Annotated in this window: 1 protein-coding gene; it reads left to right on the top strand. The window is 34.2% G+C overall.

Annotation, left to right across the window (positions count from 1 at the left end; translation table 11 throughout):
* A partial coding sequence (locus tag R0K30_RS23185; protein WP_410613348.1) for a hypothetical protein occupies positions 1 to 243 on the top strand: 243 nt, incomplete at both ends.

The following is a 243-nucleotide window of genomic DNA, read 5'->3' as shown; positions in this document are numbered from 1 at the left end:
AGTATTGATGAAACTTTTAGAAGAATAAATACTGGTGGTGTATTGCTGTCAAGGCAGGAAGTAAGGCAGGCTGGGGTTACCTCTAATTTTTCTCAGTTGGTAAGAAAATGCGCAATGTATATTCGAGGAGATGTATCACATACAGACATTGTTGAATTAGACAAAATGAAAGCTATAAGTTTGACAAAAGGAGATTTTAGCTATGGAATAAACATTAAAGAAACGTTTTGGCACAAAAATCAT

The organism is Bacillus sp. SIMBA_154 (assembly GCF_046536015.1).
Classification (GTDB): domain Bacteria; phylum Bacillota; class Bacilli; order Bacillales; family Bacillaceae; genus Bacillus; species Bacillus pumilus_P.
This window is presented reverse-complemented; position numbering and strand designations above follow the sequence as displayed.